Origin of the sequence: Variovorax sp. Root434 (assembly GCF_001426595.1) — a bacterium.
GTDB lineage: Bacteria > Pseudomonadota > Gammaproteobacteria > Burkholderiales > Burkholderiaceae_C > Variovorax.
On the sequence record NZ_LMEK01000004.1, the window covers coordinates 26,461 to 48,235 of the forward strand.

Genomic DNA, 21,775 nt, shown 5'->3' on the forward strand with positions numbered 1-21,775 from the left:
GTTTCCTCTTTCGCCCCGCCCTCCCTTCACTCGGTTTTTGGGCGAGAGAATAATCACAAAATCGATTTTTCCTCGATGGACTTGCCTATAAGCGCAGGAAAAATTGACTCTTGGCGCAGATCGGCACGCCGAGGAAGGCGTCGGTATCGCGGTCATATCCATGGGGCTGGCCATTCACTCCACCGTGCTGCGGCGGTCGATCTTGCGGCTCAGCACGATGGAGGTGTGCGTCTGGTTGATGCCGTCGATCTGGCCCATCTGGTCGAGGAGCTTGTCGAGCTGTTCGGGGGTGCCGCACCGCAGCAGGACCATGTAGTCGAACTGGCCGCTCACGGCCCAGACTTCCTCCACCTCGGGCAGCCGCTCGAGCGCCTTGATGGTCGCGGAGGCGCTCTTCGCATTGACGCTGAGGCCGCAGAAGGCTCGCACCGCGGCCTGTTCGAGCCGCTGGCCAAGGCGCACGCCGTACCCCGAGACGATGCCCTCGCGCTCCAGCCGAGCAATGCGTGCGACCACGGTGGTCCGTGCGATCTTGAGCTTGCGCGCGAGGTTGGCGGCAGGCTCGCGGGCGTTGGCTTGGAGCAGCGTCAACAGATGGCGGTCCAGGTCGTCGAGTCGTAGGTCCATGGCGGCCCCTGCAGCGGAAATGAGTGGATTGTGACCCGGGCGAAGCGGATGCCCGGGCGCCGGCGTCAGGCGCGTCGCCATCGTCAATGCAGCGATCGATGGACAGCGAAAAGCCGGAACGGTTTCATGTCAAACTGGAATCAACGCAGGCCATCACGCGCCACCTTTCATTCAAGAATGCCGCCAGCGATCTTACGTTTTGGTCATCATGTTCAGACGCGAATTTCTTCCCCCCATGGGCCAGCTGCTGGCCTTCGAAAGCGCGGCGCGCCACGCCAGCATTTCGCGAGCCGCGCAGGAACTCCACCTGACGCAGAGCGCCATTTCACGGCAGATCAAGCTGCTGGAAGAGCAACTGGGCACGGCGCTTTTTCATCGCGTGCGCCAGCGCGTGGTGCTCACCGACGCCGGCCGCGTGTATGCGGCCGAGCTTCGCGGCGGCCTGGACAGCGTGTCCAACGCCACCCAGCGCGTGGTGACCATGGGCGGGATGGGAGAGGTGCTCAACCTCGCGGTGCTCCCGACATTCGCAACGCGATGGCTGATCCCGCGCATGAAGCGTTTTGCCGCGCTGCATCCGGGCGTGACGGTCAACTTCGCGGCGCGGACCGAGCCCTTCGATTTCGCGCGCGAGCCCTTCGATGCGGCGATTCACTTCGGCGCCGATTTCTGGCCGGGCGCTTCTTGCGACTATCTGCTCGGGGAGAGCGTGATCCCGGTGTGCAGCCCCGAGTTCAAGCGCCGCAGCGGCATCCACACGCGCGAGGACCTTGCGGGCCAGTGCCTTCTTCATCAGTCGTCGCGCCCCATGCAGTGGTCGGAGTGGTTCGAGCAGGTCAAGGTGAGCGCCGCGCACGCGATGCGCGGCCCGCGCTTCGAGCACTTCGCCATGCTCGCGCAAGCGGCGGCGAATGGCCTGGGCGTTGCGCTGGTGCCGAAGTTCCTCATCGAAGAAGAGCTGGCCTCCGACCGGCTGGTGGTGCTGTTCCGCGAAGCGCTGCTGACGCAGCGGGCCTACTACGTGGTGGTGCCGGAAGTCGCCGCCGAAAACCGTCTGGTGCTGGCGTTTCGCGACTGGCTGGTGGCCGAGGCTGCCGCCTCGCGGCCGTCGGGCGCCTCGCCGAAATCACGCACTCCGCCTGCGGCCGCAGGACGTTGAACCGCCTCGAGCAGCGGCTGGGCAAGTTGGAGGCGCCCAACCTGACGAACCGCGTCGTCGAAACGACGAAGCGCACAGCCCTTTCGCCGATCTGCTCTCTACCATCCGTCAAGACTCACTTCTACAGTTCTTTTCACCGGGCAACGGTGCCCCGCAGGAGAGACGAAATGACGAAAGTGAAGATCGAAAATGTGCTGGTCCTGGGTGCCGGCAAGGTCGGCGGCACCGTGGCCGACATGATCGCGGAGTACCACCGCCTGCCCGTGACGCTGGCCGACGTGAGGCCGGGCCGCGGCGACGAAAGCGACCCGCTGGTGCGGCGCATTGCGCTCGACGTCGAAAACAACGAAGACCTGCGCACCGCGCTGCGCGCGCACTCGGTGGTGATCAACTGCCTGCCGTTCTTCCTCGCGCAGCGCGTGGCCACCGAAGCGGCGGCATGCGGCGTCCACTACTTCGACCTCACCGAGGACGTGGCGGCGACGAAAGCCATCCGCGAGATCTCCAAGACGGCCACCTCGGTCCTCATGCCCCAGAGCGGCCTGGCGCCCGGCGTGATCGGCATGCTCGGCGGCTACCTCGCCAGCCGCTTCGACGAGCTCTACGACCTGCGCCTGCGCGTGGGCGCCCTCACGCGCAATGCCACCAACAGCCTGCGCTACAACTTCACCTGGAGCATCGACGGCGTCATCAACGAGTACTGCAACCCGTGCGACGCCATCGTGAACGGCCAGCTGGTGTCGGTGCAGCCGATGGAAGGGCACGAGACCTTCACGCTCGACGCCGAGGCCTTCGAAGCCTTCAACACCTCCGGCGGCCTGGGCACGCTGTGCGAGACGCTCGCGGGCAAGGTGCGCAACCTCGACTACAAGACCATCCGCTATCCCGGCCATTGCGACGCGATGAACTTCCTGCTGCACGACCTGCGCCTGATCGAGCGCCGCGACCTGCTGCGCCAGGTGCTGGAGCATGCCGTTCCGCACAGCCGCGAAGACGTGGTGATCCTGTTCGCCTCGGCCTCGGGCCGGCGCGACGGCCGCTTCGAGCAGGAGACGCGCGTCGGGCGGGTGTTCGGAGCGCCGCTGCGCGGCAAGGACCGCACCGCCATCGAGCTGACCACGGCCGCCGGCGTCGTCGGCGTGTTCGAGCTGCTGCGGCAAGGCAAGCTCCCCACGCGCGGCTTCGTCGGCCAGGAGCAGGCGCCGCTCGGGCAGTTCCTCGCCACCAAGGTCGGCCACTACTACCAGGGGCTCGGCGTGGCGTCGCCCGCACCTGCGCCCAGGCCCAAGAGCGAGCCCGCGCACGCCTGACCGGCTCTCTGGCCGACCTCATGCCACCGGTGTGTTCCTGGCTTGGCGGGTTGTCGCTTCGCACCGTTACTCAAACCGTATCTCGGCCACCGTAGGCGCGTTCGGCTCCCTGGTGTTGGCATTCGCGAGGGCGCCGTCCTTTTCGACCCTGAACCAGTAGCGGCATCCGGTTCGCGAAATCATCGTCACGCACATCGCACCATCGGGGTTGAGAAACCATTTGCCCGACGCGCGGCCGGGGCCGCTTCGATTGGCGAAGTCCACGCGGCCGTCGGCGTAGAACTGCCAGCTCGAGACCATGCCGGTCGCAAGATTGTTTGAAACGATGGGTTTGCCGATCAAGGTGCTCTCGATCTCGGTCTTGCTCAGAAACACGCGATCATGGGTGGGCGCCGAGTCATCGGAGATCGCGGGGACGGCAGCAACGCAAAGCAGCGTGCGGATGGCGTAACGTGTGAACATGACATGCCCTTCTGACGTCGCCGGAAACGTCACTGGGAGAGGGGCAAGCTCGGCCAAAATGTTGGCCCGTCGCGCTGAGGTGCGCGCGGTGGCGAAGTTGTTCTTCGACAAGTCTGCTCAGTTAAATCATTTCCTCTAGTAGTGGTTGGCTGTCATCCAGCCATGTTCGATTGAATGCATGCGTGAATGCATTCATGTGCGGTTGCATGCGGGAGCTGGCGCCCTCGGTGCGTGCACCGCTTGATCAATGAACGTTCTCGTTTTGCGGCCGGCAATCCAGGAAGGCGACACGCATCGCGATGCGAACCATCGACTTCAATGGCGTTACAGGGCATTAACCAAAAAGTGTCCTTGTCCCGTGCGTCGGGTAAGACCCATGTGCAGGAATATGGCTTGCTTTTTTCTGCTTTCCACAGCCTCTCGGGGCGGTTGTGGCCAGAAAGCGGATCGACAAAGGCGGTGTTCGTTTTCAGCAATGACACAACGGTGCTCCGATTGCCCTTCGGTGAGTGACCGAAGAGCGGCCTGAGTTGGCGGTCGGGGGCGACTTCGCAAGGCGCCGGAGATCGCGGGAAAGCACTATGAAGGCGACTTCGATCTTGCTTGTATTTCGTTGTGTCGTATGTACTACGCTTGTAGCACTCATGAACTGGCTGCCCTGGTCGGTGTCGAATATCTCCGCGACCTCCGAGGCCGTGCGACGCAGCCGCCTGACGCTTTTCGCCAATCGCCGGGAGTAGTGCTGCCATTGCCGCGATGCTGCGCACCGCCTAGATTGCAGCCCACATGACCTCTTCCCCCGAATCCCCTGCGAGCACGTCCAAGGGTGCGCCGCTCGCCGGCGTGCGCGTGCTCGATCTCACCCGCCTGCTGCCCGGGCCGCTCGGCGCCATGCACCTGGCCGACCTCGGCGCCGACGTCGTCAAGATCGAGGACACCGGCGCTGGCGACTATGCGAGCCCCGCCGTGCGCGCGCTCGTCAACCGCAACAAGCGCGCGATCCGCATCGACCTGAAGCAGGCGCAGGGCGTGGCCACGCTGCTGCGCCTGTGCCGCGAGGCCGACGTGCTGGTCGAGGGCTTCCGGCCCGGCGTGATGCAGCGGCTGGGCGTCGGCTATGAAGCGGTGGCGGCCGTAAACCCGCGCATCGTCTACTGCAGCATCAGCGGCTTCGGCCAGACCGGGCCGCTGTGCGAGACGCCGGGGCACGACCTGAACTACGCGGCGCTCGCCGGCGTGGCCGACCAGATCGGCAATGCCGCGGGTCCGGCGCTGTCGAACCTGCCCGTGGCCGACCTGCTGGGCGGCACCATGAGCGCGGTGGCCGGCATCCTGGCCGCGCTGTTCGATGCCGCGCGCAGCGGGCGCGGGCGGCATGTCGACATCGCGATGGCCGATGGCGTGCTGGCCCATGCGGTGCTGCCCCTGGCCGGCCTGCACCAGCATGGCGAGGTGCCGCGCATCGGCCACGGCGCGCTGACGGGCGCGCTCGCCTGCTATGGCTTCTACCGCACCGCCGACGACAGGCAGCTGGCCGTCGGCGCGCTGGAGCCGAAGTTCTGGAACGAGCTGTGCCGCCTGCTTGAGCGCCCCGATCTCGCGCCCCTGCACCGCAGCGGCGATGCCGCCACCGAGGAACGCCTGCGCGCGGAGCTCGCCGCTACCTTCGGCGCGCGGCCGCTCGCGCACTGGCGCGGCCTGTTCCACGACGGCGCCGGCTGCGTGACGCCGGTGCTGCGCATCGACGAGGCGCTGGCGCATCCGCATTTCCGCGCGCGCGGCATGCGCATGGCGGCCGATGCCGCGGCGGCGCCGCAGCTCGGCTGTCCCATCAAGATGACCGGCTTCGAACCGTGCGCCGCACGCCCTGCCCCGCGCGCCGGCGAGCACACCGACGAGATCCTGCGGCAGGCCGGACTCGACGCCTCGGCCGTGGCCGCGCTGCGGGCGGCCGGCGCCATCGGCTGAAGCGCCCGGTGCAGGGCCGCTGCCTACAATCCCACCGGCCGGGTCGCAGCGGCCGCCATCGATGACGCCCACCCACCACACCGTCGCCATCCAGCAGGTGCACAGCATCCTGATGGGCGCGCGCCATCGCGGCGTCGATGCGGCGAGCGTGCTGGCCTGGGCGGGCATCGCGCCCTCGCTGCTGGAGTCGCCGCTGGCGCGCATCTCGCAGCGCCAGTACGCGCTGCTGATCCGCGCGCTGCGGCGCGAACTGCGCGACGAGATCTGGGGCCTTCTGAGCTGCCCGCTGCCTCCGGGCAGCTTCGGCCAATGCATGCGCCGGCTGGTGCGTTGCGCCACGCTCGGCGAGGCGCTGCGCGAAGGCTTCGCTTCCTACCACCTGCTGCTGCACGACTTCGTGCCGCGTCTCACGGTGAAAGGCGGCGGCGCGCATGTGCAGTTCGTGCTGCGGCGCGCCTCCGATGCACGGCTGGACTACGCGGTGAAGGCCTTCATGCTGTTCGCCTTCAATGCCTCGTCGTGGCTGGTGGCACGCCGCATCCCGCTGCTCGAAGTCGGCTACACGGCCGAACAGACCAACACCGAAACCTCGCGCGTCTACCAGGTGCCGATCCGCTACGGGCAGGCCCACGTCGGCATGTCGTTCGAGGCGCGCTGGCTCGACCTGCCGGTGGTGCAGTCGCCGCAGAGCCTGCGCGAATTCCTCGCCGGATCGCCTGCCAACCTGATCGTGAAGTACCGCGACACCAGCAGCCTGACCGAGCGCATCCGCCGGCTCTTGCGCAAGGGGCTGGGCAGCGAGCTGCCGTCGCTGGAGGAAGTGGGCGAGGCGCTCGCGGTAACGCCGCAGACGCTGCGCCGGCGCCTGCGCGACGAAGGCCGCGGCTTCCAGCAGATCAAGGACGAGCTGCGGCGCGACGCCGCCATCGACTACCTGCTGCACACGCCGCTGCCGCTGCTCGACATCGCCAACCGCGTGGGCTTCTCGGAAGCCAGCACCTTCCACCGCGCCTTCAAGCAGTGGACCGGCGTGGCGCCCGGCGAATACCGGCTGACGCACGGTCCGGAGCGCTGAGCGGTTTCGCCAAGCCCTTTGGCGCTTCCCGCCATGGGTGCGAGACGCGGTGCCGCCTAAGCTGTGCCGCATCTTCGCAACCAGCCGGCGGATTCATCGTGTACCTGACCCAAGGCCTGCATCGCGCGCTCCAGCGCCATCCCGACATGACGGCGCTCACCCACCTGAGCGAGACCAGCGTGCGCCGACAGACGCATGCGCAGATGGCGAACGGCGTCGCGCGCCAGGCCGCCGCGCTGGCCCGGCGCGGCATCGCGCGCGGCGACCGCGTGGCGCTGCTCGCGCCCAACAGCGACCAGCTGGTGCGCGCCATCCTCGCGTGCTGGTGGCTGGGCGCGGTCGCCTGTCCCCTGAACGTCCGCTGGAGCACGCCCGAGCTCGCGCATGCGCTGCAGGACAGCGAGGCCTCGCTGCTGCTCGTCGATGAAACCCTGCAGGCGCTGGCACCGCCCGACGCGCCCGCGCTCGCGCGCCTGGGCACGCTCGAAGACGAAGGTGCGGCGCTGGAGCCATTGCCCGACACGCGCACCGGCGGCGACGCGCTTGCCGCCATCCTCTACACCGGCGGCACCACCGGCCGCTCCAAGGGCGTGATGCTGAGCCACGCGAACTTCTGGACCGCATCGATGACCCGCGGCGCCGAGCTCAACAACGCGCCGGACTCGGTGTCGCTGCTGGTGGCGCCGCTGTTCCATGTCGCCGGCCTCGGCCGCCTGGTGGGCCAGCTGATCGTTGGCGGCAGCTGCGTGACGATGGCGCAGTTCCGGCCCGCCGCCGTGATCGAGGCCATCGCGGCGCACCGCATCGGCGACATCGTCGTGGTGCCCAGCATGCTGCAGTCGCTGCTCGACGATCCCTCGTTCACGCCTGAGCGCGTGCGCAGCCTCACGCGCATCGCCTTCGGTGCCGCGCCGATGCCGCCCGACCTGCTCGACCGCGCGCTGGCGGCATGGCCGCATGCCGAGTTCTTCCAGGCCTACGGCCTCACCGAAACCGCGGGCGCCGTGTGCATCAACCTCCTTCGAATCACCGGCCCGATGCGCGCGTGCTCGGCCGGCTGAACTCGGTGGGCCGCGCCGGCCTGGGCGCCGAGATCATCGTCGCGGACGAGAGCGGCCGCGAACTTCCGCGCGGCGAGGTCGGCGAGGTACTGGCACGCGGGCCGATGGTGATGCAGGGCTACTGGCGCAACCCCGAGGCCACGGTCGCGGCGCTGAAGGACGGCTGGCTGCACACCGGCGATGCCGGCCGCATGCTGGCCGACGGGCACCTGTTCATCGTCGACCGCCTGAAGGACATGATCATCAGCGGCGGCGAGAACGTCTACTGCGCCGAAGTGGAAGCCGCGCTGCGCAGCCATCCGCAGGTGAAGCAGGCGGCGGTCATCGGCGTGCCCGATGCGCGCTGGGGCGAGGCGGTGCATGCGGCGGTCGTGCTGGCCGACGATGCCCGTGCCGATGCCGACGAACTGCGCGCCTGGTGCCGCGAGCGCCTGGCCGGCTACAAGTGCCCGCGCGGCATCAGCTTCCTGCGCGAGCTGCCGCTGTCGGCCGCCGGCAAGGTGCTGAAGAACGTGCTGCGCGAACGGGTGCGGGCATGACGCCCGTCACGGGCGCGGACCGCCGCAACCTGTTCGGCCAGGTGCCGTTCATGCGGCTGCTGGAGGCGCGCCGCGAATACTCCGAAGGCGGCCGCGCACGCCTCGTGATCGACGCGCGGCCCGAGCTCGGCAACGTCATCGGCGCGGTGCATGGCGGCGTGCTGGCCACGCTGCTCGACGTGGCCATGGCGAGCGCCGCGGTGTCGCTGTTCGACTTTGCGCGCACCGCCGTCACGCTCAGCCTCAACACCAGCTTCCACGCACCGGGCCGCGGCCGCCTCACGGCCGACGGCGAAGTGGTGCAGCACGACGCCGGCATCGCGTGGTGCCGCGCCTCGGTCACCGACGACGCCGGCCGCGTGGTCGCGTGTGCGCAGGGTTCCTTTCGCTACCTGCCACTGCCGCAGGCCGCCTGAACCCCGAATTCCAACGACAGGAGACACAACACCATGAACCGCACTTTCCGCTCGCTCGGCCGGCGCGGCGCGCTTGGCGCACTGATCGCCCTCGCCGCCAGCACGGCCACCCCGGCCTTCGCCGCCGACCCTTACCCGAACAAGCCGATCCTGCTCGTGCTGCCATTTCCGCCGGGCGGTTCCTTCGACCCGATCTTCCGCACGCTGGCCGAGGCCGCCTCCAGGGACCTGGGCCAGCCCATCGTGCTGATGCACAAGCCGGGTGCGGGCGGCGTCACCGGCACCGCATCGCTGGCGACCATGCACGAGGCCGACGGCTACACGATCGCGGTCATGCACAACTCGGTGATCCGCGCACCGCTGGTGCAGAAGGTGAGCTGGGACCCGCTCAAGGACTTCAGCTACCTGATCGGACTGGCCGGCCTCACCACCGGCATCGTGGTGGCCGCCGATGCGCCCTGGAAGTCGCTGCCCGAGCTGCTGGCCGACGCCAGGAAACGTCCCGGCGCCGTCAGCTGGGGCAACGTGGGCGCGATCAGCATCAACCGCATCTACGCCGAGCGGCTCGCCAGGCAGGCGGGCACTTCCTTCAACCTGGTGCCCTACAAGGGCGGCAGCGAGGCCTTCCAGGCGGTGATCGGCCGCCATCTCGACGTCTATGGCGACCCCGGCTTCGGGCCCCAGGTGCAGGGCGGCAAGGTGCGCCTGCTCGCCACCTTCACCGCCGAGCGCCTGAAGCGCTACGACGCGCCGACCGTGAAGGAGCTGGGCCATGACATGGTGATCGAGTCGCCGGTGGGCCTGGTGGCGCCGAAGAACCTCGATCCGAAGATCGCCGCCAGGCTGCACGCGGCCTTCGGCAAGGCCGCAGCGGACCCGGCCTACCTACAGCAGCTGGAGCTGTTCGACATGCAGCCCAAGCTGATGACTGGCGAGAGCTATGCCGACTACGCCCGTACGCAGTTCGAGCGCGAACGCAGGATGCTGGCCGAGATCGGCTTCAAGCCGGAGTGATCACAGCGATGAACCCCATGGACTTTTCCGCATTCGATTTCACGGGCCGCCACGTGGCCGTGGCAGGTGGCTCCAGCGGCATCAACTTCGGCATCGCGCAGGCCTTCGCGCGCGCCGGTGCGCGCCTCACGGTGCTCAGCCGCTCGGCCGACAAGGTGGCCGCGGCCGCGCAGCAACTCGAAGCGCTCGGCACGCAGGCACTGGGCATTCCGGCCGACGTGCGCCATCCCGAAGCGCTGGAGCGCGCCTTCGCGCAGGGCGCCGAACGTTTCGGCCCCATCGACGTGCTGGTCTCGGGCGCCGCGGGCAACTTCCTCGCGAGCGCGCTCGACATGTCGCCCAACGCCTTCAAGACAGTGGTCGACATCGACCTGCTGGGCAGCTTCAACGTCGCCCGGCTGGCGCATGCGCACCTGCGCCAGCCCGGCGCCTGCGTGATCCAGATCTCCGCCGGACAGGCCTTCACGCCGACGCCTTTCCAGGCGCATGTGTGCGCGGCCAAGGCCGGTGTCGACATGCTGACGCGGGTGCTGGCGCTGGAGTGGGGCCCGCAGGGCATCCGCATCAACTCCATCGTGCCCGGGCCCATCGCCGGCACCGAGGGCCTGAAGCGGCTCGCGCCCACCGGCGACACCATGGCCGCGATGGCCGAGCGCGTGCCGCTCAAGCGCCTGGGCCGCATCGAGGACATCAGCCGCATGGCGATGCTGCTCGCGAGCGACTGGGGTTCGTACGTCACGGGCGCGGTCATCCCGGTCGATGGCGGCCTTGCGCTGACGGGGCCGCGCGACTTCACGGCGGCCGCCGCCGCGTCGAAGCGGGGGGCCACGCCATGAGCCTGCACCTCGCGAGCGCACCGCCAGAAGGCGACGACCGGCCGCGCAGCGGACCGCAGCGCCACGTGCCCTTCTCTGAGCACCTGGGCCTGCGCCTCGAGCGCGCCGAAGACGGCGAATCCCTGGTGTCGGTGGCGCTGCGCCCCGAACTGCTGAACAACCACGCCAGCGGCCACGGCGGCGTGCTGATGACGCTGCTCGACAGCGCCATGGCGCATGCCGCGCTTTCGCGCGTGGGCTATGCGCGGGAGGTCGTCACGGTCGACATGCACATCGCCTTCATGCGGCCCGCGGGCGGGCTGCTGCGGGCCCAGGGGCGCGCCACCGGCGGCGGCCGCTCTGTGTGCTTTTGCGAAGCAACCGTCACCGACGCCGGTGGCGCCGTGGCGGCGCGCGCGATGGGCACCTTCCGCTACCGCGACCCGGCGTGAGCGCAGCGCCAAGGGTGCGCCGGTGAACGTTTCGGCCAATCGTTTTGGGCCGATCCGCGATTGTTGAAGCCGGCGCGCCGGCCGAGACTTCATCCCATCGGCACAGCGCCCCACAGGAGTTTCCATGACACGTATGCAGCGCCCCGTCCATGTGGTCGGCGTGGGCATGATCCCCTTCACCAAGCCCGGCGCCAGCGACCCGTACACCGTGATGGGCGCGCGCGCCGCGAAGCTCGCGCTCGACGATGCCGGCGTCGACTACGCACAGGTGCAGCAAGCCTACGTCGGCTATGTCTACGGCGACTCCACCGCCGGGCAGGCCGCCATCTACGGCGTGGGCTTGAGCGGCATTCCGGTGTTCAACCTCAACAACAACTGTTCCACCGGCTCCAGCGCGCTGTTCCTCGCGCGCCAGGCGGTCGAGAGCGGCATGGTCGAGTGCGCCATCGCGCTCGGCTTCGAGCAGATGCAGCCCGGCGCGCTCAAGGGCGCCTACGACGACCGCCCCTCGCCGATGGCGCGCTTCGCCGAAGTGATGGCCGAGAAGCAGGGTTTCGTTCCCGAGGCGCCGCGCGCCGCGCAGTTCTTCGGCGGCGCCGGCCGCGACTACATGGCGCAGCACGGCATCCGCCGCGACACCTTCGGCCGCATCTCGGTGAAGGCGCGCCAGCACGCCGCGCGCAATCCGCTCGCGGTGTTCCGACAGACGCTGACCCTGGACGAGGTGATGGCCTCGCCGCTGGTGTTCGATCCGCTCACGCGCTTCCAGTGCTGCCCGCCCACCTGCGGCGCGGCCGCGGCCGTCGTCTGCTCGGCCGGGTTCGCGCAGAAGCACGGCCTCGACATGCGCGTGGCGATCACCGCGCAGGCGATGACCACCGACACGCCCTCCACTTTCGAGAGCCGGGACATGCGTCAGCTGGTGGGCTACGACATGACCGCCGCCGCTGCCCGCCAGGTGTACGAGGACGCCGGCATCGGCCCCGAGGAACTCGACGTGGTCGAGCTGCACGACTGCTTCACCGCCAACGAACTCATCACCTACGAGGCGCTCGGGCTCACGCCCGAGGGCACGGCCGAGCGCTTCATCGTCGAGGGCGACAACACCTATGGCGGACGCGTGGTGACCAACCCCTCGGGCGGCCTCTTGTCCAAGGGCCATCCGCTCGGCGCCACCGGCCTCGCGCAATGCGCGGAGCTGGTGTGGCAGCTGCGCGGCCGGGCCGAGCAGCGCCAGGTGGAGGGCGCGCGCCTTGCGCTGCAGCACAACCTGGGCCTGGGCGGCGCCTGCGTGGTCACCCTGTACCAGGCCGTTTGACATGCTGACCCCCACGCTTGTCGCTTCGCGTACTGCGCTGCCCCCCAAGGGGGCTCCAGCCGCCTTGGGGCGGCCCGGCGGTGGCTGGGCATGATCGACCGCTACCACATCGGCCACACGCTGCCGCCGTTCCAGGTGCCAGTGGAAAAAGGCCGCCTGCGCTTCTTCGCCAAGGCCACGGGCCAGACCGACCCGGTCTACATCGACGAGGCCGCTGCGCGCGACGCGGGGCACCCGGGCCTGCCGGTGCCGCCTACCTTCTTCTTCTGCCTGGAGATGGAAGCGCCGAACCCCGCCGCCATCCGCGAGTTGCTGGGCATGGACTACCGCCGTCTGTTGCACGGTGAGCAGGGCTTCAGCTACCACGCGATGGCCCATGCCGGCGACACGCTGACCTTCCGGCAGCGCATCGACGACATCTACGACAAGAAGAACGGCGCACTCGAATTCGTCGTGCGCAAGACCGACGTGCGCAACCAGCAGGGCGTGCTCGTGGCCGAGCTGCGCTGCGTGACCGTGCTGCGAAACCCATGACCGGAAGCCCCGCTATGACGACCGCCCCCCTCCCCGACTGGACAGCGCTGCGACCCGGCGACGCCCTGCCCCCGCTCGAGCTGCCGCCGATCAGCCGCCTCGACCTGGCGCTGTACTGCGGCGCCTCGGGCGACCACAACCCGATCCATGTCGACATCGACTTCGCGAAATCCGCCGGCATGCCCGACGTGTTCGCGCACGGCATGCTGTCGGCGGCCTGGCTCGCGCGGCTGCTGACGAACTGGGTGCCGCAATCGGCGATCCGCTCGCTCGACGTGCGCTTTGCCGCCCTCACCCATGTGGGCGAGCGCATCGCCTGCACCGGCACGGTGGCCGAGAAGCTCGAACACGAAGGCCGGCGCAGCCTGCGGCTGAAGCTCGTGACGGCCAACCGCGAAGGCATCGCCAAACTGAGCGCCGAGGCCCTCGTCGCCTGGCCCTGACACCCCCGAGGAGACAACCCATGAACAGCAGCAGCAACAGAAAACTCGAAGGCAAGGTCGCCATCGTCTCCGGCTCCGGCCGCGGTATCGGGCGCGAGATCGCGCTCAAGCTCGCGAGCGAGGGCGCGCGCGTGGTCATCAACGACCTGGACGCCGAGCCGGCCGCGCAGACCGTCAACGACATCGTGGCTGCGGGCGGCAGCGCCATCGCCTGCCCCGGCAGCGTGACGGACAGCGGCTTTGCCGACCGCTTCGTGCGCACCGCGGTCGACAGCTACGGCGGCCTGGACATCGTCGTCAACAACGCCGGCTACACCTGGGACAACGTGGTGCAGAAGATGAGCGACGAGCAGTGGGAAGCCATGCTGGCCGTGCACCTGACCGCGCCCTTCCGCATCCTGCGCGCCGCCTCCGACTTCATCCGCGACGCGGCCAGGCGCGAGGCCGACGAAGGCCGCGAAGTGTTCCGCAAGGTGGTCAACATCTCGTCCACCTCCGGCGTGTACGGCAACGCGGGCCAGGCCAACTACGCGGCCGCCAAGGCCGGCATCAACGGCCTGACCAAGGCGATGGCCAAGGAATGGGGCCGCTACAAGGTCACGGTCAACAGCGTCGCCTTCGGCCTGATCAAGACCCGGCTGACCGAGGCCGACGCCAGCGCGGGCGCGAGCATCGACATAGAGGGCCGGCAGATCAGGGTCGGCGTCAACCCGCAGATCCTGAAGAACGCCGAGGCGCTGATTCCCCTCGGCCGCGGCGGCACACCGCAGGAAGCGGCCGGCGCGGTCTACCTGTTCTGCATTCCGGAGTCGAACTACGTGAGCGGCCAGGTGCTGGTCTGCGGGGGCGGGCGGCCGTGAGCCGCCGGGCCGCTCCCAAGGCGAACAGCACCGCAGCGTGCAGCGCGGAGGTTTGCATATGAACATCACCCGGCCGTGGATGACGGAAGAACTGGAGATGCTGCGTGACAGCGCGCGCCGCTTCTTCGAGCGCGAGTGCGTACCCCACGAGCCGCGCTGGCGCGCACAGCATCACGCCGACCGCGAGATCTGGACGAAAGCCGGCCAGGCCGGTCTGCTGTGCGCCAGCATCCCGGAGGAATACGGCGGCGGCGGCGGCAGCTTCCTGCACGAGGCGGTGATCTGCGAGGAGCAGATGCGCGCCATGGCGCAGAGCTTCAGCAACAACGTGCACAGCGGCATCGTCGCCCACTACCTGCTGGCCTACGGCACCGAGGCGCAGAAGCGCCGCTGGCTGCCGCGCATGGCCAGCGGCGAGCTGGTGGCGGCCATCGCGATGACCGAGCCCGGCGCCGGCACTGACCTGCAGCGCATCAAGACGCAGGCGCGGCGCGACGGCGGGCACTGGCGCATCAGCGGCAGCAAGACCTTCATCACCAACGGCATGCATGCGGGCCTCGTCTGCGTCGCGGCCAGGACCGATACGGCGGCCGGCGGCAAGGGCATTTCGCTGCTGATGGTGGAGACCGAAGGCACGCCGGGCTTCCGGCGCGGGCCGCTGCTCGACAAGATGGGCCAGAAGACGCTGGATACCACCGAGCTGTTCTTCGACGACGTGCGCGTGCCGGCCGACAACCTGCTGGGCGGCGAGGAAGGGCGCGGCTTCGCGCAGCTCATGCAGCAGCTGCCGCGCGAGCGCCTGCTGATCGCCGTCGGCGCGGTGGCGACCATGCAGCGCGCCATCGGCGACACGCTCGGCTACGTGCGCGAGCGCCAGGTGTTCGGCGAGCCGCTCCTGAAGATGCAGAACACCCGCTTCAAGCTCGCCGAATGCGAGACGCAGGCGCAGGTGGCGCGCGCCTTCGTGGACGACTGCATCGCGCGCCTGATGCGCGGCGAGCTCGACGTGCCCACCGCCGCCATGGCCAAGTGGTGGACCACCGACGCCTGCTGCCGCATCGTCGACGAATGCCTGCAGCTGCACGGCGGCTACGGCTTCATGAACGAATACCCGATCGCGCGGCTCTATGCCGACGTGCGCGTGGGCCGCATCTACGGCGGCGCCAACGAGGTGATGAAGGAGATCATCGCGCGGGCGCTGGAGAAGCGATGAGCACCGCCCGGCCACCGCATTTCCGCTTCTGGCCCAAGGGCGTGGCGCGCACCCTGCGCGTGCCGCGCGCCACGTTGCCAGACTACCTGGACACATCCGCGCGCCGCTACCCGGACAAGCCGGCCATCGCCTACTGCGGCGCGACCCTCGCCTATGCGAAGCTGCGCCAGCGCGTCGATGCGCTGGCCGGCTACCTGCAGCAGCGCCTCGGCGTCGAACCGGGCGACCGCGTGCTGCTCGCGAGCCAGAACTGCCCGCAGTTCGTGACCGCCTTCTACGCCGTGCTGCGCGCCGGCGCGGTGGTGGTGCCGGTGAATCCGATGAGCAAGGCGGCCGAGGTGCGCCACTGCACGCTCGACAGCGGCGCGCGCGTGGCCTGCGTCGCACAAGACCTGCTGCCCACGCTCGCCCTCGGCGAAGGCGAGGGCGAGCTGCGCGCCGTGCTCGTCCACGCCTACGCCGACGCCATCGACGCCACCGCGAGCGACGACGCGTTGCCCGACTGGGTCACGGCGCCGCGCGCTGCCCTCGACGACGCGCGCCTGCACGGCTTCGAGCAGGCCATCGCGCTCGGCCTCGCGCCCGCCGCGCTGCCCCTGTCACCGGACGACCTCGCGGTGCTCCCCTACACCTCGGGCACCACCGGCCATCCCAAGGGCTGCATGCACACGCATGCGACGCTGTCGGCCTCGCTGGCCAGCTCGGCGGTGTGGAAGCAGCTGCACGTGGAGACCGTGACGCTGGCCGTCGCGCCGCTATTCCACATGCTGGGCCTGCAGAACGGCATGAACCTGCCGATGTTCCTCGGCGCCACCGCGGTGATGATGCCGCGCTGGGACCCCGCGATGGCCGCGCGCCTGATCGAGCGCCATGCGGTCACCGCCTGGTCGGCGCCGCCGGCCATGGTGATCGACCTGTTCTCCCATTCCGAAGCCGGGCGGCGCGATCTCTCCAGCCTCGCGCTGCTGTCGGGCGGCGGCGCCGCGATGCCCGAGGCCGTGGCCGCGATGCTCGCGCAGCGCCACGGCCTCTCGTACAACGAAGGCTATGGCCTGACCGAGACCGCCTCGTTCCTGCACGCCAACCCGCCCGCGCGCGGCAAGCGCCAGTGCCTGGGCATGCCGACGCAGGGCGTCGATTCGCGCATCGTCGACCCGGTCAGCTTCGAGGAGCTGCCGCCCGGAGAAACGGGCGAGCTGGTGACGCGCGGCCCGCAGGTCATGAAGGGCTACTGGCGCAACCCCGAGGCCGACCGCGAGGCCTTCGTCGAGATCGGCGGCCAGCGTTTCCTGCGCACCGGCGACCTCGCGTCGATGGACGAGGAGGGCTACTTCTTCCTGCGCGACCGGCTCAAGCGAATGATCAACGCCTCCGGCTACAAGGTCTGGCCCACCGAGGTGGAGAACGCGATGTACGAGCACCCGGCCATCCACGAGGCCTGCGTGATCGCTGTGCCCGACGGCAGGCGCGGCGAATCGGTGAAGGCGCTGGTGGTGCTGAAGCCGCAGCAGCGCGGCCGCGTCGGCGAGGAGGAGATCGTCGCGTGGTGCCGCGAGCGCATGGCCGTCTACAAGGCGCCGCGCGTGGTCGAGTTCCTCGACAGCCTGCCGAAGTCCGGCACCGGAAAGATTCTTTGGCGCGCGCTGCAGGACGCGCATCGCGCCGCCGCCCCGGAGCACGACCGATGAACGATTTTTCCGCGCTGCGCTGCGAGCGCCACGGCAGCACCGCGCTGCTGACGCTGGACACGCCCGCCAACCGCAATGCCTTCACCCCCGCCCTGCGCGACGAGCTCGCGCGGGCCATCGCGCAGGTGCGCGGCGATGCCGGCGTGCGCGCACTGGTGCTTGCGGGCGCCGACGGCCAGTTCTGCTCGGGCGGCGACCTGCGCGGCATCGCCGATGCGAAGCTCGACAACGCCGGCTGGCGCGAGCGCATGCAGGCCACGCAGCGCTGGTTCAGCGAGCTGATCCTGCTCGACAAGCCCGTGATCGCTGCAGTCGATGGCCCCGCTTACGGCGCGGGTTTCAGCCTGGCGCTTGCGGCCGACTTCGTGCTCGTGAGTCCGCGCGCGCGCTTCTGCATGTCGTTCCTGAAGCTGGGGCTGGTGCCGGACTGCGGTGCCTTCTACAGCCTGCCGCGCGTGGTGGGCGCGCAGCGCGCACGCGAGCTGATGCTGTCGGCACGCGAGGTCGGCGCCGCCGAGGCGATCGAGCTCGGCATCGCGATGGAGCTGCACGAACCCGGGCAGCTGCTGCCGCGCGCGCTGGCGCTGGCCGAAAGCTTTGCCGGCGCCTCGCCGCTGGCCGTGAGCCTGGTGAAGCGCGCCACCGGCGACGCGGGCGCGCTGGCCGCGCTGCTCGACACCGAGGCGAACGCGCAGGCGCTGGCCTTCGGCAGCGCCGAGCACCGCGAGGCGGTGAACCGCTTCCTCGACAAGAAGCCACTGGCGTTCCAGTGGCCCGCGAACAAGGAGCAAGGATGAGCACGAACGAATCGGCGATGCCGCAAGCCGGTGCCCTCGGCGCCCAGGCCTTTCACCAGCGGGAACTGGACGCCGGCCGCTTCCTCATCCAGCGCTGCGGCGACTGCAGCCGCCATGTGTACTACCCGCGCGAGAGCTGCCCGCACTGCGGCGGCATGGCGCTCGAATGGAAGGCGCCGAGCGGCCTGGGCACCGTGCATGCCGTGACGACCGTGCGGCGCAAGCCGGCCGATGGCGGCGACCTCGACGTGAGCCTCATCGAGCTCGACGAAGGCGTGCGCCTCATGAGCCGCATCGAGAACCTCGCGCCCGCCGCGGTGCGCATCGGCCAGCGCGTGCGCGCGCGGGTGCAGCTGAAGGACGGCCGCGGGCTCGTGCTGTTCGATGCCGTCGAAGGAGCCGCCCGATGAACGCGGAACTGAAGGCCTTGCGCGGCAGCGCGGCCATTGCCGGGGCCGCCACCTTCGGCTGCGGCGAGGCGCCGGGCTTCACCGACATGGAACTGATGGCCCGCGCCGCACACGCGGCCGTGGCGGATGCGGGCCTGCGGATGCGCGACATCGACGGGCTGTGCACCGCGAGTGCCTCGGCCGCGATGTGGGCCCTGCCGGTAGTCGAATACCTGGGCCTCAACCCGCGCTACATCGACGGCACCATGCTGGGCGGCAGCAGCTTCATCGCGCACCTGCTGCCCGCGATGCAGGCCATCCGGTCCGGCCAGTGCAGCGCGGTGCTCATCTGCTACGGCAGCGCGCAGCGCAGCGCTGCCTTCGGCCGGCGCGAGATCGTGGCGGCGCGCCGTTTTCTCGATCCGCAGCCCTACGAGCATCCCTACGAACCGATGCTGCCGGTGTCGGCCTACGCGCTGGCGGCTTCCCGCCACATGCACGCGTTCGGCACCACGCGCGAGCAGCTGGCCGACGTGGCGGTCGCGGCGCGCGCCTGGGCCGCGCTCAATCCCGAAGCCTTCATGCGCGAGCCGCTCACGCGCGACGACGTGCTGGGCTCCCGCATGGTGTCGGACCCGCTGACCGTGCGCGACTGCTGCCTGGTCACCGACGGCGCCGGCGCCTGCGTGCTGGTGAGCGCCGAGCGCGCGCGGGACTTGCCGGGGAAGCCGGTCTATGTGCTGGGCAATGCCACCGCGGTGTGGAACCGGCAGATCTCTTCGATGGCGGATCTCACCGTCACGGCGGCGAGCCAGTCGGGCCGCGAGGCCTTCGCGATGGCCGGGCTCGGCCCCAAGGACATGGACGTCGTGCAGCTGTACGACGCCTTCACGATCAACACGCTGCTCTTCCTCGAAGACCTGGGCTTTTGCCCCAAGGGCGAAGGCGGCCGCTTCGTGGCGGGCGGCGCCATCGCACCGGGCGGGCGGCTGCCCGTGAACACCAACGGCGGCGGGCTGTCCTGCGTGCACCCCGGCATGTACGGCATCTTCGCGCTCATCGAGGCCGTGCGGCAGCTGCGCGGCGAATGCGGCGAGCGCCAGGTGAAGAACGCGCACACCGCGCTTGCGCATGGCAACGGCGGCATGTTGTCGAGCCAGGCCACCGCGATCCTGGGCACGGCCGAGGCGCTGCGTTGAGGCTGCGTCGAGTTTTCCCACCCCCGAAGAGGAGACAAACCCATGAAGACGACATCGATGCTGGTGCGCCGGCTCTGCGCGGCCGCAGGCCTGGCGGCTCTGCTCGCCGCGCCGGCGCTGGCGCAGACGGCCTATCCCAGCCAGCCCATCAAGCTGATCGTGCCCTACCCCGCCGGCGGCGCCACCGACACGCTGGCGCGCACCATCGGGCAGAAGCTCCAGGAAGTCTGGGGCCAGCCCGCGCTGGTGGAGAACCGCCCCGGCGCCGGCGGCACCATCGGCAACGGCTTTGTCGCCAAGGCCCCGGCCGATGGCCACACCGTGCTCATCGCCATCACCGCGCTGATCCAGCAGCCGCCGCTCATGGACAGGCTCACCTACGACCCTCTGAAGGACTTCGCGCCCGTCACGATGATCGCGCGCAGCCCCAGCATGCTGGCCGTGCCGCTGGACTCGCCCGCGAAGAGTCTCAAGGACTTCATCGCGATGGTGAAGCAGAGCCCCGGCAAGTACAACTTCGGCAGCTACGGCGCCGGCACCTCGTCGCACATCCAGGGTGCGCTCCTGAACATGCAGGCCGGCATCGACCTGGTGCACGTGCCGTTCCAGGGCGCCGCCCCGCTGGTCACCAACCTGGTGGGCGGCCAGCTCGCCTCGGCCTTCATCGACAGCGCCACCGCGCGGCCGCACCTCAAGTCGATGCGCCCGCTGGCCGTGACCGGCACGCAGCGCATGCCCGGCCTGCCCGACGTGCCCACCTTCGCCGAGCTGGGCTACCACTCCTTCGACCCCTACGGCTGGTTCGGCGTGTTCCTGCCCGCCGCGACGCCCGCACCGGTGGTGCAGAAGCTCTCGGACGAGATCGACCGCATCGTGCACCTGCCCGACGTGAGCGCCAAGATCGAGGCGCTGGGCCTGCAGGTGGCCGGCGGCAAGCCCGAAGCGTTCCAGAAGATGGTGCGCGCGGATGCCGCCATCTACGCGAAGATCATCAAGGACGCGAACATCCGCCTGGCACCCTGAAGCCGCGCCTCCGCTGTGCGCCAGTGCCGCGCACATGGACACTCGCCGCAGGCAGCCGGAGGTCGGCTTCCGCTGCAAAGCCGCCCTCCGCTTCCCGCACAAGCTGAGGATCAGTTCTGCGCCGGCGTCGCAGCGGAAACGGCTGCGCGCAACCCCAACTCATAACTGTCGACGCCGAAACCGCAGATCTGTCCCCGCACGATCTCTGCGAAGACCGAGTGGTGGCGGAACGCCTCCCGCGCATGGATGTTCGACATGTGCAGCTCCACCACGGGCACCGTCAGAATTGCCAGCGCATCGCGGATTCCGTAGCTGTAGTGCGTCCATGCACCGGCATTGATGAGCACTGCCTCCACGCCCTCCGAGAAGGCACGATGGATGCGCTCGCACATCTCGCCCTCGCTGTTGGTCTGAAAGCTCTCGATCTCGGCACCCAGCTCCTTGCCCAGAGCTTGCAGCCGCTGGTCGATTTCTTGGAGGGTTGTCGTGCCGTACTGCTTCGGATCGCGCTTGCCGAACATGTTGTGGTTGATGCCGTGAAGCATGAGGATCTTCATGATGCGTCTCCGAAATGAGCTGTCAGACCAAGGGAATGGTCATGCGGTCGATCACGGCGCGGGTGTCGGGGCGAACGCCGCGCCACCATGCGAAGGCTTCCGCGGCCTGCTCGACCAGCATGCCGACACCGTCGGCCAGCCTTGGCACGCCGGCGTTTTGCGCCAAGCGCAGGAAGGGAGTGAGCCCTTTGCCGTAGGCCAATTCATACGCCAGGCGTGCGCCCTGCAGGGCCTCAACCGGCAAGGGCGGCAACTCGCCCCTGAGACTGGCCGAAGTGCCGTTGATGACGATGTCGAATTTTTCACCCGAGAGATCGCCGTAGGCGCATCCCTCGATCTTGCCGTGAGCCGCGAACTGCCTTGCAAGGTCGTCCGCCTTGCCCTGCGTACGGTTCGCGAGCACCAGCACCGCGGGTTGCTGTTCGAGAAACGGAAGCAGTGCGCCACGGACTGCACCACCTGCGCCGAGCACCAACATGCGCGCCCCCTTGAGCGCGAAGCCAAGGTTGCGTTGGATGTCGTTGGTGAGCCCCAGGCCATCGAAGTTGTCGGCCACGATGCGGTCGCCCTCGAATTTGAGTGCATTGGTCGCGCCTGCCAGTTGCGCGCGCTCAAGCCTTTCCGTGGCCAAGGCAAAGGCCTGAAGCTTGAACGGCGCGGTCACGTTCATGCCGCGTCCGCCAGCGTTGCGAAATGCATGCAGATCATCAGCGAAGTGATCGAGAGAGCCTTCGATCGCGCTGTAGTCGATATCCTGTCCGGTCGAGGCTGCAAAACTGCCGTGGATGTAGGGCGACTTCGTGTGCCCGATGGGGTTGCCGATGACGGCGTACTTGTCGGTCATCTCGAGAAGCTC

Annotated in this window: 24 protein-coding genes; 20 read left to right on the forward strand and 4 right to left on the reverse strand. The window is 69.2% G+C overall.

The window, feature by feature from the left end; all coding sequences use genetic code 11:
* Window positions 1-174: 174 nt before the first annotated feature.
* Window positions 175-627 (reverse strand): Lrp/AsnC family transcriptional regulator, encoded by a 453-nt coding sequence (locus tag ASD05_RS05720; protein WP_056588918.1) that lies wholly within the window; start codon window positions 625-627, stop codon window positions 175-177.
* A gap of 208 nt (window positions 628-835) precedes the next feature.
* Between ASD05_RS05720 and gcvA the strand changes: the two genes are divergently transcribed.
* Both gcvA and ASD05_RS05730 read left to right on the forward strand, forming a co-directional pair.
* Entirely contained in the window at window positions 836-1,786 is a 951-nt protein-coding gene (gene gcvA / locus ASD05_RS05725) for a transcriptional regulator GcvA (protein WP_056589180.1), read from the forward strand.
* Window positions 1,787-1,953: 167 nt separating this feature from the next.
* Complete coding sequence (locus tag ASD05_RS05730; RefSeq protein ID WP_056588921.1) at window positions 1,954-3,096, forward strand: saccharopine dehydrogenase family protein; 1,143 nt, start codon at window positions 1,954-1,956, stop codon at window positions 3,094-3,096.
* Window positions 3,097-3,162: 66 nt separating this feature from the next.
* Here ASD05_RS05730 and ASD05_RS05735 read toward each other — a convergent pair whose 3' ends face one another.
* Entirely contained in the window at window positions 3,163-3,669 is a 507-nt protein-coding gene (locus ASD05_RS05735) for a hypothetical protein (protein ID WP_235507863.1), read from the reverse strand.
* Window positions 3,670-4,344: 675 nt separating this feature from the next.
* Here ASD05_RS05735 and ASD05_RS05740 point away from each other — a divergent pair.
* The 18 genes from ASD05_RS05740 (at window position 4,345) to ASD05_RS05820 (ending at window position 20,362) form a co-directional block, all read left to right on the forward strand.
* Window positions 4,345-5,526 (forward strand): CaiB/BaiF CoA transferase family protein, encoded by a 1,182-nt coding sequence (locus ASD05_RS05740; RefSeq protein WP_056588928.1) that lies wholly within the window; start codon window positions 4,345-4,347, stop codon window positions 5,524-5,526.
* Between the two features lie 61 nt (window positions 5,527-5,587).
* Window positions 5,588-6,601, forward strand: coding sequence for an AraC family transcriptional regulator (locus tag ASD05_RS05745; RefSeq protein ID WP_056588931.1), 1,014 nt, complete (start codon window positions 5,588-5,590; stop codon window positions 6,599-6,601).
* Window positions 6,602-6,699: 98 nt separating this feature from the next.
* On the forward strand, window positions 6,700-7,662 hold the full coding sequence (locus ASD05_RS05750; protein ID WP_268810518.1) for a class I adenylate-forming enzyme family protein: 963 nt from the start codon (window positions 6,700-6,702) through the stop codon (window positions 7,660-7,662).
* Complete coding sequence (locus ASD05_RS30900) at window positions 7,608-8,201, forward strand: class I adenylate-forming enzyme family protein (RefSeq protein ID WP_268810519.1); 594 nt, start codon at window positions 7,608-7,610, stop codon at window positions 8,199-8,201. The genes ASD05_RS05750 and ASD05_RS30900 overlap by 55 nt, the downstream gene beginning before the upstream one ends.
* Entirely contained in the window at window positions 8,198-8,617 is a 420-nt protein-coding gene (locus tag ASD05_RS05755; protein ID WP_056588934.1) for a PaaI family thioesterase, read from the forward strand. Before ASD05_RS30900 ends, ASD05_RS05755 begins: the two co-directional genes overlap by 4 nt.
* A 33-nt stretch (window positions 8,618-8,650) precedes the next feature.
* Entirely contained in the window at window positions 8,651-9,631 is a 981-nt protein-coding gene (locus ASD05_RS05760) for a tripartite tricarboxylate transporter substrate binding protein (protein ID WP_056588937.1), read from the forward strand.
* Window positions 9,632-9,648: 17 nt separating this feature from the next.
* The gene (locus ASD05_RS05765; RefSeq protein ID WP_056589183.1) at window positions 9,649-10,467 is read left to right on the forward strand and encodes an SDR family oxidoreductase; all 819 of its coding nucleotides are present in this window, start codon (window positions 9,649-9,651) and stop codon (window positions 10,465-10,467) included.
* Window positions 10,464-10,898 (forward strand): PaaI family thioesterase, encoded by a 435-nt coding sequence (locus tag ASD05_RS05770; RefSeq protein ID WP_056588940.1) that lies wholly within the window; start codon window positions 10,464-10,466, stop codon window positions 10,896-10,898. Before ASD05_RS05765 ends, ASD05_RS05770 begins: the two co-directional genes overlap by 4 nt.
* Before the next feature lie 133 nt (window positions 10,899-11,031).
* Window positions 11,032-12,216, forward strand: coding sequence for a lipid-transfer protein (locus ASD05_RS05775; RefSeq protein ID WP_200955396.1), 1,185 nt, complete (start codon window positions 11,032-11,034; stop codon window positions 12,214-12,216).
* A 90-nt stretch (window positions 12,217-12,306) separates the two neighbouring features.
* Window positions 12,307-12,750: a MaoC family dehydratase N-terminal domain-containing protein gene (locus tag ASD05_RS05780; protein WP_056588945.1), complete on the forward strand. Its 444-nt coding sequence runs from the start codon at window positions 12,307-12,309 to the stop codon at window positions 12,748-12,750.
* A 14-nt stretch (window positions 12,751-12,764) separates the two neighbouring features.
* A complete protein-coding gene (locus ASD05_RS05785) occupies window positions 12,765-13,193 on the forward strand; it encodes a MaoC family dehydratase (protein ID WP_056588947.1) in 429 nt (142 codons plus the stop codon).
* 20 nt (window positions 13,194-13,213) lie between these two features.
* On the forward strand, window positions 13,214-14,053 hold the full coding sequence (locus ASD05_RS05790; RefSeq protein WP_056588952.1) for an SDR family NAD(P)-dependent oxidoreductase: 840 nt from the start codon (window positions 13,214-13,216) through the stop codon (window positions 14,051-14,053).
* Window positions 14,054-14,111: 58 nt separating this feature from the next.
* Window positions 14,112-15,266, forward strand: coding sequence for an acyl-CoA dehydrogenase family protein (locus tag ASD05_RS05795; RefSeq protein WP_056588954.1), 1,155 nt, complete (start codon window positions 14,112-14,114; stop codon window positions 15,264-15,266).
* Window positions 15,263-16,954 carry a long-chain-fatty-acid--CoA ligase gene (locus ASD05_RS05800; RefSeq protein ID WP_056588956.1) on the forward strand — a complete coding sequence of 564 codons (1,692 nt, stop codon included), beginning with the start codon at window positions 15,263-15,265 and terminating at the stop codon, window positions 16,952-16,954. The genes ASD05_RS05795 and ASD05_RS05800 overlap by 4 nt, the downstream gene beginning before the upstream one ends.
* Window positions 16,951-17,751: an enoyl-CoA hydratase/isomerase family protein gene (locus ASD05_RS05805; RefSeq protein ID WP_056588959.1), complete on the forward strand. Its 801-nt coding sequence runs from the start codon at window positions 16,951-16,953 to the stop codon at window positions 17,749-17,751. The genes ASD05_RS05800 and ASD05_RS05805 overlap by 4 nt, the downstream gene beginning before the upstream one ends.
* Window positions 17,748-18,161: a Zn-ribbon domain-containing OB-fold protein gene (locus tag ASD05_RS05810; protein ID WP_056588962.1), complete on the forward strand. Its 414-nt coding sequence runs from the start codon at window positions 17,748-17,750 to the stop codon at window positions 18,159-18,161. Before ASD05_RS05805 ends, ASD05_RS05810 begins: the two co-directional genes overlap by 4 nt.
* On the forward strand, window positions 18,158-19,339 hold the full coding sequence (locus ASD05_RS05815; protein ID WP_056588964.1) for a thiolase: 1,182 nt from the start codon (window positions 18,158-18,160) through the stop codon (window positions 19,337-19,339). Before ASD05_RS05810 ends, ASD05_RS05815 begins: the two co-directional genes overlap by 4 nt.
* 42 nt (window positions 19,340-19,381) lie before the next feature.
* Window positions 19,382-20,362, forward strand: a complete 981-nt coding sequence (locus tag ASD05_RS05820; protein WP_056588967.1) for a Bug family tripartite tricarboxylate transporter substrate binding protein — start codon at window positions 19,382-19,384, stop codon at window positions 20,360-20,362.
* Window positions 20,363-20,472: 110 nt separating this feature from the next.
* On the opposite strand, the gene aroQ is transcribed toward ASD05_RS05820, so the two are convergent.
* Window positions 20,473-20,919, reverse strand: coding sequence for a type II 3-dehydroquinate dehydratase (aroQ, locus tag ASD05_RS05825; RefSeq protein ID WP_200955393.1), 447 nt, complete (start codon window positions 20,917-20,919; stop codon window positions 20,473-20,475).
* 22 nt (window positions 20,920-20,941) lie between these two features.
* Window positions 20,942-21,763, reverse strand: a complete 822-nt coding sequence (gene aroE, locus ASD05_RS05830) for a shikimate dehydrogenase (RefSeq protein ID WP_056588972.1) — start codon at window positions 21,761-21,763, stop codon at window positions 20,942-20,944.
* Window positions 21,764-21,775: the final 12 nt, after the last annotated feature.

What these genes read in the sequence shown, in the direction of transcription:
- ASD05_RS05720 (WP_056588918.1), bottom strand. Translation starts at nt 627, where the DNA reads ATGGACCTACGACTCGACGACCTGGACCGCCATCTGTTGACGCTGCTC.
- gcvA (WP_056589180.1), top strand. Translation starts at nt 836, where the DNA reads ATGTTCAGACGCGAATTTCTTCCCCCCATGGGCCAGCTGCTGGCCTTC.
- ASD05_RS05730 (WP_056588921.1), top strand. Translation starts at nt 1,954, where the DNA reads ATGACGAAAGTGAAGATCGAAAATGTGCTGGTCCTGGGTGCCGGCAAG.
- ASD05_RS05740 (WP_056588928.1), top strand. Translation starts at nt 4,345, where the DNA reads ATGACCTCTTCCCCCGAATCCCCTGCGAGCACGTCCAAGGGTGCGCCG.
- ASD05_RS05745 (WP_056588931.1), top strand. Translation starts at nt 5,588, where the DNA reads ATGACGCCCACCCACCACACCGTCGCCATCCAGCAGGTGCACAGCATC.
- ASD05_RS05755 (WP_056588934.1), top strand. Translation starts at nt 8,198, where the DNA reads ATGACGCCCGTCACGGGCGCGGACCGCCGCAACCTGTTCGGCCAGGTG.
- ASD05_RS05760 (WP_056588937.1), top strand. Translation starts at nt 8,651, where the DNA reads ATGAACCGCACTTTCCGCTCGCTCGGCCGGCGCGGCGCGCTTGGCGCA.
- ASD05_RS05765 (WP_056589183.1), top strand. Translation starts at nt 9,649, where the DNA reads ATGGACTTTTCCGCATTCGATTTCACGGGCCGCCACGTGGCCGTGGCA.
- ASD05_RS05770 (WP_056588940.1), top strand. Translation starts at nt 10,464, where the DNA reads ATGAGCCTGCACCTCGCGAGCGCACCGCCAGAAGGCGACGACCGGCCG.
- ASD05_RS05775 (WP_200955396.1), top strand. Translation starts at nt 11,032, where the DNA reads ATGCAGCGCCCCGTCCATGTGGTCGGCGTGGGCATGATCCCCTTCACC.
- ASD05_RS05780 (WP_056588945.1), top strand. Translation starts at nt 12,307, where the DNA reads ATGATCGACCGCTACCACATCGGCCACACGCTGCCGCCGTTCCAGGTG.
- ASD05_RS05785 (WP_056588947.1), top strand. Translation starts at nt 12,765, where the DNA reads ATGACGACCGCCCCCCTCCCCGACTGGACAGCGCTGCGACCCGGCGAC.
- ASD05_RS05790 (WP_056588952.1), top strand. Translation starts at nt 13,214, where the DNA reads ATGAACAGCAGCAGCAACAGAAAACTCGAAGGCAAGGTCGCCATCGTC.
- ASD05_RS05795 (WP_056588954.1), top strand. Translation starts at nt 14,112, where the DNA reads ATGAACATCACCCGGCCGTGGATGACGGAAGAACTGGAGATGCTGCGT.
- ASD05_RS05800 (WP_056588956.1), top strand. Translation starts at nt 15,263, where the DNA reads ATGAGCACCGCCCGGCCACCGCATTTCCGCTTCTGGCCCAAGGGCGTG.
- ASD05_RS05805 (WP_056588959.1), top strand. Translation starts at nt 16,951, where the DNA reads ATGAACGATTTTTCCGCGCTGCGCTGCGAGCGCCACGGCAGCACCGCG.
- ASD05_RS05810 (WP_056588962.1), top strand. Translation starts at nt 17,748, where the DNA reads ATGAGCACGAACGAATCGGCGATGCCGCAAGCCGGTGCCCTCGGCGCC.
- ASD05_RS05815 (WP_056588964.1), top strand. Translation starts at nt 18,158, where the DNA reads ATGAACGCGGAACTGAAGGCCTTGCGCGGCAGCGCGGCCATTGCCGGG.
- ASD05_RS05820 (WP_056588967.1), top strand. Translation starts at nt 19,382, where the DNA reads ATGAAGACGACATCGATGCTGGTGCGCCGGCTCTGCGCGGCCGCAGGC.
- aroQ (WP_200955393.1), bottom strand. Translation starts at nt 20,919, where the DNA reads ATGAAGATCCTCATGCTTCACGGCATCAACCACAACATGTTCGGCAAG.
- aroE (WP_056588972.1), bottom strand. Translation starts at nt 21,763, where the DNA reads ATGACCGACAAGTACGCCGTCATCGGCAACCCCATCGGGCACACGAAG.